This window comes from Mesorhizobium sp. M0317 (genome assembly GCF_040321555.1).
In the GTDB taxonomy this organism is placed as follows: domain Bacteria; phylum Pseudomonadota; class Alphaproteobacteria; order Rhizobiales; family Rhizobiaceae; genus Mesorhizobium.
Map to the genome: position 1 here is coordinate 46017 of NZ_JAMYRV010000050.1, position 7618 is coordinate 53634.

Consider the following 7618-nt stretch of genomic DNA (forward strand, 5'->3'; position numbering starts at 1 on the left):
GTGGAGCGTCCGCCTTCGGAGCCGGGCTGTAGGTGAACCGAAGCCCCGCCCTACGGGTCTTCGCCCTTCGGGCTTTTATCCCTGACGCGAACGGCATCGCCGTCGAAACTAAAGGGACTTGGTCTTGCCGCTCGCGCGTTGCGCCGGTCAAGGACGTTGCGCCGCGGCTTGCCAACGATGCGCCTCCCGGCACTTTCGTTGGGTTGCGGACCGCGCCCTTTCCCGCCTTGCTCTTCGCGGACTTCGGGTCCCGTCCCCGAAGTGTGGGGTAGGGCTGAAGTCAGAAGGAACGCGCGAAGCGCGTGCGGAGCAGGATGGAAAAGCAGCAACTGAAGAACTGAAGGACAAGGTGCCATGCGCCGCGGTGCTCGAGCATCTGGGCTTTGCTCTCGACGTCAAAGAGAGCACCCGCAAAGGCGACCCCTAGCCGCACTTCAACATGTACCGGCAATAGCCTATCTGTCCGACATGACGCTTGAAAAATTCACCTCACAGCTCAATGCCACCACTTTCTGGAAGGAGTTCACCTTCTCCGAAACGAGATTCTTCCCTCGTCCGAAACAGCAGGTCGAACTGGCGGACGGAATGGTGAAGATCGGATCATTGGCTATGGTGTTCCAGCTCGAGGAACGGGCTGAGGAGACGTCGGACCCTGAGGCTGAGCGACAGTGGTTCCGGAGGAAAGTCCTCCGGAAAGCGACGGATCAGATCAAGGACACGGTGCGGTACCTGGCCGAGCACGAGGAGATCCGCCTCACGAACGCACAGGGTCACGAGATAGCGGTGAAGGGGGTCGACCTCCTAGACATCAAGAAGATCGTCGTCTTCCTTCCTGGTCGGCTGCTGCCTGCGGACTGTTGGGAGACCAAGTTCCACGTCTCGGCCACGGTTGGTTTCATTCATATCGTGGCCGCGCACGACTATCTGGGAATATTGGACAAACTGCGCGTCCCCGACGACGTGCGGCTCTACTTCGAATATCGAGAGTCGGTCCTGCCGCAACTGCGCGAGGCCCGCGTGGTCGTGGAGGAGCCCGACATCATGGTCGCGTTCCTGTCGGAGATGGATTTGCCGGAGCCTGGATCGATCGAGAAGTTGCGCGCCTTCGTGCAGGACCTTGGCGGGTTTGATCTTTCATACATCCTGCGGGACCTCCAACTTCACATCGTCAACCCTGAAAGGAGCACGGACTACTATCGGATCATGGAGGAGTTCGCTCGCGTCCCGCGATCCATCTGGCGCGAGTTCAAAAGGCGGCTTGTCGTCTCCCTCGAGGCTAGCAAGGCCGGAACACCTCGTCGACCTTTCAGATTCGCATTCCCGCAGACAGACTGCACTTTCATGGTCGCAAGTATGGACCCCGACTGGCCGGTGACCGGCGAGGACGGTATTAGGATGAGAACGAACGCCGTGGAGCTGTTCACGCGAGCGGCGAAGTACGATCTGAAAACTCGGATCGGCGTTGGGCTGCTGATCTCCAAAGATGGCGCCCACTCCCTGCTTGACTGGTGCCTCATAGACGAGCCCTGGTCGGCCAATGCCAAGCTGGAGGATCTACTCTCGACGCCACTGTTCGGCCCTGCTCGCGAGAGGGTGGTGGACAGCTACCACTTCCGTGGCGACAACGCCGAGCCTGGTACTTAAAATCTCCCGTCGGCGTTGGATTCGTGGTCCGGAGTACCCAGCCGACTTCTGCGTCAGGCTGCTGATCTCCCTGGCGGTCATTCGTGGCAAAGCCGGCGCGGGTCTGGGTTTACTCTCCCGCGCCAAGCCTCCGGAACGCAGCCGAATGACCCCTTCTGGCGCAAAACGTCTATGTTCACGCTTCGTGCTTCAAAAGTCGCATAGATAGTGTGCTGAAGGTTCTGCAAAAAGTTTTGGAGAGAGAACGGCGCTTGCTCTGAGGGGCGAGCGGCCATGGCACGGTGGTGACGTTACGATCACCGATTCCCGTGGAAGGGGAAGTGCCATGACCAATCGAGAAGTTAGACTGAGCAGAGGCGAGTTGAAAGCATTGCTGTTGTCGGATGAGGACGGCTTTCGCCAAGCATTGCAGAGTGTCGTGCAGGAGGTTCTTGAAGCCGAGATGACGGAGGCGATCGGGGCCGAGAAAGGGGAGCGGACGGCAGAGCGGACGAGTTACCGGTCCGGCTATTACGAGCGCAAGCTGGTGACGCGGGTCGGGGTGCTGGAGCTTCGCGTTCCGCAGGATCGGGCTGGCCGGTTCTCGACGGAGTTGTTTGAGCGCTACCAGCGCTCGGAGAAGGCATTGGTGTCGGCGCTGGTCGAGATGTACGTGCAGGGCGTCTCGACCCGCAAGGTGAAGGCGGTGACGGAGGAATTGTGCGGCCACTCTTTCTCGGCCTCGACGGTGAGCGAGGCGACGATGCGGCTGGATGAGGCGCTCAAGGCGTTCTTCACGCAGCGGCTCGAGGAAAGCTATCCGTATCTCATTTTGGACGCGCGCTACGAGCGGGCCCGCGAGGCGGGCGTGATCGCCAGCCAGGCGGTGCTGGTGGCGATCGGCGTGGATTGGGAGGGCCGGCGCCAGGTTCTGGGCGTGGAGCTGGCCAACCGGGAGAGCCATTCGAGCTGGCGCGAGTTCCTGACGGGGCTCAAGAATCGCGGGCTCGCCGGCGTCGAGTTCGTCGTCTCCGACGACCATCCGGGGCTCAGGGCGGCAATCCGCGAAGTGCTGCCCGAAGCGGTCTGGCAGCGCTGCTACGTGCACTTCCTCAGAAACGCGCTCGACTACGTGCCGCGCAAGGTCGATGACGATTGCCTGATGGAACTCAGATGGTTCTACGACCGGCGCGACCTTGCCGAGGTCAAACGCGACCTGGCGCAGTGGATCGCCAAATGGCAGGCCAAATACCCGAAGCTGGTCAACTGGGTGGAAGACAATATCGAGGAGACGCTGAGCTTCTATCGGCTGCCGCTAGCTCACCACAAGCACATGAAGTCGACGAACATGCTGGAGCGGCTGAACCAGGAGATCAAGCGCGCACCCTGGTCGTTCGCATCTTCCCCAACCCACGGAGCTGCCTGCGGCTGGTTCGGGCGTTGGCGGTGGAGATCCACGAGAACTGGCTCGAGGCGACCCGCTATCTCAACATGGATCATCTGCGCGAGCACAAGAAGGAGAGCCTGAGGGCCTTGGCCGCCTGAGCACCGTCATGTGTGCGCCGCTCAGCTAAACACGGGGGCTGCGCGGCGGACACGCCGACGTCACCGCGATGCCATGCCATTTTGCAGAACTTGACGCACACAACTGTCGCATAAATGGCATTGTGGAGTGCGGGACCTCAAGAGACCAGAGCGGATAGCCTTGTTTCCTGAGACTATGCCAGAATTGTCTACTTCCCGTTGCCGCCGTGGCAAGGTGTCGTTGGAGCGATCAAGCCAGGCGACGGCCGCTGCCTAACGTTCGCCTACCGTGCACCAGAACCTCGAATGGAGCGCCGACAATTTTGAGGGGCTGTACTGGATCGATGTGCAGGAAAGCTGCATTGCGGTCGGTTCGGCCCTGGTCCAGGAGGTCTCCGACGACGACACCTGAAACTACTTTAAGATTGGTCGAAACACCTTGGCCAAGTTGACGAGCTACCTACATCGAGATCGGCTTGATGCACCCCGAGGGCCATGACCGCCCATTCCCGGAACTGGCGAACAAGATCGCCCGGAGGCATCAGTTCGCCAATATGACGGGGCCTCAATTCATCTTACGGCGTGGAACGACCGAGGTCCACGAAATCGATTCCGATCAGCCTTCGGATCACATTCCGTTCTAGAATCAGGCCGGTGGGCGGCCCATCGGCTTTCGGTTGGTAGAGGCCCAATCCCCAGACCGATCTTTCCACAGCAGCGCTCGCGCATGATTGAAGCACGGCAACGCGAAAGAACAAGGGCGCAGAGAGTCTGGCTTCGGTTGGTACTATCGACGCGGGCGTATCAGGGCGCCTACGTTTCGTCGCTACATTAACGACGATAGTTAGGTCGTCATCTGATCCATCAATGGCTGCATCGAACTGAGAACACCCTCGTATTCGTCCTCGCTGAGGACCGAGAGCTTTCTGGTAAACTCAATCACTGATCCTTCCTTGATATCGTGCCCGTGCAGAGAAACGGTACCTAGTATGGTCTGGGCATCGTCCGGTCGGGATTCGACGATCAGGTCGATCATTGCGGCGACGTTCTTCGGATCCTGATCTTGCTGGTTCGGACTGTCGATCACGATGGGCGCGAACAAGGCCGTCGAATGCTGGTGGATCGTCCTTAGTATCGCGAGGAAATAAGCGAGGATGGCGCGAGGCAGATCGCTCCCCGTCTCGGCCACCCTCGCTGGTATCTTGGTGTAGTCGTCCGCTGTGTAATTCGTGACGTCAAGGCGGTCGAGATAGGGGATTATGTGCCTTGCATAGAAGGCGACGATGTCTTCCCGCCGTTTCTTGTCCTTCAACTCCTTTAGGCGTTCCTCGATCTTGCCGATTTCGCCGAAAAGGGTCGCGATCTTAACGTCCAACTCCTCCAGTTGGCTGTCGAACATGTTGGCGGCGATGCGACGACCACGACTTTCGATGACCTCAAGCAGGCTGACTTCGCCGCGCTTGGTGTCGAGCGTAGTCTGGATCTCCTGCAAAGTCTGATCAGCATCACGTACATCAGCTTCTGCCTTGCCGGCCTGGGCAGCAAGTACACGGATTCTTTGCTGGGCTTCCGTGAGGAATTCGAAGCAGGACTCGCGGTCCTGAACGATGCTGAACCTGTTGGCGAAATCGTTGCGGTGGACGGTGCCGCAGGTCGGGCAGAAAACTTCGACCTCGTCCAGCTCGCCGGCAAACTTGGCGTCTTTCTCGAGTTCGCCGATGGCGGAACGTACGACTGCGGTCTGTTGGTCCAGGATCATGCGTTGGTCGAGAATGTCGGCCAGTTTACCGGCGCGTTCCTGCCGGACCTGCTTGACCTGTTGGAGGCGTTGTAGCAATTGCTCGATGGCCTGCTCATGGCCCTCGGTCGAAAGCTCTAATCCATCGAACGACGCCTGCAGGTCGAAACGGGCGATCGCCTTGCGGACGACACCGCGATCTGCCTCGAACGTCTTCTGCTCGAACTCGAGGCCGCGTCGCTCCGCACTGAGTTCATAATACTCATTAGGCAGGATGCCTGTGTGGTATTCTAAAAGATCCTTTCGGAAATCGACGTACTGAGTGAGATAGGCGAATGAGTCCAGCGGCTTTCGCCACCCGGCATCCTGATCAATGTAGAAGGGCAGGAAGGCGTAGGCTGGAGGCGGGGATTCCGAAGTCTGTTCGCGGTTGGTAAAAACCAGTTTGAAGTCGATTAGCTTGGCGATGAAGGGGGCCAGTTCCTTGGTGACTTGGCTGGTCGACAGAAGCATTTTGCCGCTCGAGTCGAAGACCCCGAAATTTTCCTGATTGCGGAGGATACGATAGCGGATGCCATCGACCGTGAAGATGACGAGCGCCTTTACGTTGGCCCTGGCCCATTGAGGATGGATTTTCGGCGGGGTCGCGCCGAAAGCCCAATACAGGCTCTTGATGACCGACGACTTTCCAACGTCATTCTCCCCCTGAATCACCGTCAGAAGCGGGTGAAACTGTACCGTCAGAGCTTTCCGTTCCTTCAGGGACAGCAACTCCAGACTTTCGAAGCGCAGTTTTTTCATCGTTCTTTTTTCGCAGGTTTCTTATCAGAAGTCGGTAGCGTCGGTCGTCGTTGGAGGTCATGGGCTGAACTCGTAAAGTATGGCCGCCTTGACGAAGTGATCGCTGGCGTCCGCCTTCCATGCGCGGACGACGGGTTTGGCGAGAGCGAACACCGCGTCGACGAAAGCAACCAAGTCTTCCATCCCTGCGTCGGCGCCGTCGATCGTGTCGTCGATCAGCTTTCGCAGTCGCTCGTTCATGGCAACCGTCGCCGCGTTTGGCCTGGCGCGCATGGCTACCTCGTAAGCGCTCCACTCCCGCTGAATCTTTGTCTTTTCGATGAAGGGAAGGTTGAGCTGGTTGGATACGGATCCCCAATCCGGGCGGCGCTCGTGTTGGCCGCAGATATGAGTGAGCCACTGCGTCACCTCCGCACGCGTCACGAACTTTGAGGCCTTTAGCTCGTCAAAACTTGAGAAGTCGGCGAGTTTCTTCGAACGCCGCCTGCAATAGTCGTTCAACATCAGGGCGAACGGCTTAGGCGGGATGTGCGATCCAACCCCATTCGCGAGGAACGATGCGATCCGACCGAGTATGGCATTTTCGTAGCCGGCCAGATTGAGCTCCGAGAATGCGAAGAAAAACAAGCTCGTATGCTCGGGATCCTTGAAGCCCCCCGCCTCCTCGGAAAGCTTTGCGATAAATTTCTTGAGTTTTTCCTTTTCGGCCAACGAGAAGCCGTTCTCCCCGTGCACCAGGATGACTTCCGGGAGCGGTTGGTTGCTGACGAAAACGAGGCGTTCGACAACGGCGCCGAAGCGGAGGAAATTGTCGTACATCTTGCCGGCAAACGACGCCTGCTTGACCCCCTTGACCGTAGTCCTGTTCGCGATGCGTGCGAATGACCAGTTGCCTGTCTGCTTGGTTTTGACCTGATAAAAGATCACCTTCGTCGGGTCGTCGGCGTCGTCAAGCGAGACGACATCGTCGTGGAATTCGAAGCCAACGGCATAGTTCAGCCCAGCATCATGTAGATCGAGAAGCTTCGAGATGCCCCAAGCCGTCTGGTAGTCGAAACGTTCGTAAGCCGTTCGCCCGCCGTCCTCGCGTTCGTCCACGGTCAATAGTTTCTCTTTGACGCCCATGCTGCCTCCCGCGGCCCGCCGTATTCTCCCGGGCCGGCATGTCTAAAAGAGAACCGCGCCCCCTCGTAGGCATAAATCTAACCCAAATCAATGAGCCAAATGAATAGACGACGTCCAGGTTGACAGAAGACTTTCATGACTTTCCATCAGCCTGCGGTTCCAAAATGATCGATTGTGGGTTGCGGTATAGCTCAAGCAACGAATGCACCGAGCATCCGGAGGCGCCAAAGCGCTTGCTCACGGGAGGAGGACGGCAAGAGCCTTTGGCCAATCGTCGCCAAGAAAAGCCCGCCGGAACGAACCCGGCGGGCAAGACAGGAGGAATTCGTTGTCCGCGTCAGGCGGCGAGCACGGCCTTCGGCTCGACCAGTTCATAGCCGAGCGCCTCGGCGACCGCCCGGTTGGTGATCTTGCCCTTGTGGACATTGAGGCCGTTGCGCAAATGGTGGTCGTCGACCAGCGCCTTCAGGCCCTTATCTGCAAGCTGCAGGCCATAGTGTAGCGTCGCGTTGTTGAGCGCATGAGCCGAGGTGACCGGCACGGCGCCCGGCATGTTGGCGACGCAATAGTGGATGACGCCGTCGACCTCGTAGGTCGGCTCGGCATGGGTGGTGGCGTGCGAGGTCTCGAAGCAGCCGCCCTGGTCGATGGCGACGTCGACCAGCCCCGAGCCCTTCTTCATGCCCGACAGCATTTCGCGCGAAACCAGCTTTGGCGCCGCGGCACCCGGGATGAGCACGGCGCCGACGACGATGTCGGCCGAGAAGCATTCTTCCTCAAGCGCCTCGACTGTGGAGTAGCGGGTGT

Annotated in this window: 5 protein-coding genes and 1 pseudogene; 3 read left to right on the forward strand and 3 right to left on the reverse strand. The window is 59.0% G+C overall.

All coding sequences use genetic code 11. The features are described 5' to 3' along the window. Positions 1 to 468: 468 nt before the first annotated feature. The 3 genes and pseudogenes from NKI88_RS26925 (at position 469) to NKI88_RS26935 (ending at position 3559) form a co-directional block, all read left to right on the forward strand. Positions 469 to 1644 carry a hypothetical protein gene (locus NKI88_RS26925; protein WP_352658444.1) on the forward strand — a complete coding sequence of 392 codons (1176 nt, stop codon included), beginning with the start codon at positions 469 to 471 and terminating at the stop codon, positions 1642 to 1644. Positions 1645 to 1969: 325 nt separating this feature from the next. After that, positions 1970 to 3168: pseudogene (locus tag NKI88_RS26930) on the forward strand (IS256 family transposase). A 268-nt stretch (positions 3169 to 3436) separates the two neighbouring features. Next, a complete protein-coding gene (locus NKI88_RS26935; protein ID WP_352603732.1) occupies positions 3437 to 3559 on the forward strand; it encodes a hypothetical protein in 123 nt (40 codons plus the stop codon). A gap of 432 nt (positions 3560 to 3991) precedes the next feature. Here the strand turns inward: NKI88_RS26935 and NKI88_RS26940 are convergent, their stop codons facing one another. The 3 genes from NKI88_RS26940 to NKI88_RS26950 all read right to left on the reverse strand — a co-directional run. After that, on the reverse strand, positions 3992 to 5686 hold the full coding sequence (locus NKI88_RS26940) for a hypothetical protein (protein ID WP_352658446.1): 1695 nt from the start codon (positions 5684 to 5686) through the stop codon (positions 3992 to 3994). Between the two features lie 57 nt (positions 5687 to 5743). Then, entirely contained in the window at positions 5744 to 6811 is a 1068-nt protein-coding gene (locus NKI88_RS26945) for a dsDNA nuclease domain-containing protein (RefSeq protein WP_352658448.1), read from the reverse strand. Positions 6812 to 7148: 337 nt separating this feature from the next. Further along, on the reverse strand, positions 7149 to 7618 hold a 470-nt coding region (locus NKI88_RS26950; protein ID WP_502909495.1), incomplete at its 5' end, for an alanine dehydrogenase.

Bases quoted from the DNA above. Each gene is read 5' to 3' on its own strand.
- NKI88_RS26940 (WP_352658446.1), bottom strand. From the start codon at position 5,686: ATGAAAAAACTGCGCTTCGAAAGTCTGGAGTTGCTGTCCCTGAAGGAA.
- NKI88_RS26925 (WP_352658444.1), top strand. From the start codon at position 469: ATGACGCTTGAAAAATTCACCTCACAGCTCAATGCCACCACTTTCTGG.
- NKI88_RS26945 (WP_352658448.1), bottom strand. From the start codon at position 6,811: ATGGGCGTCAAAGAGAAACTATTGACCGTGGACGAACGCGAGGACGGC.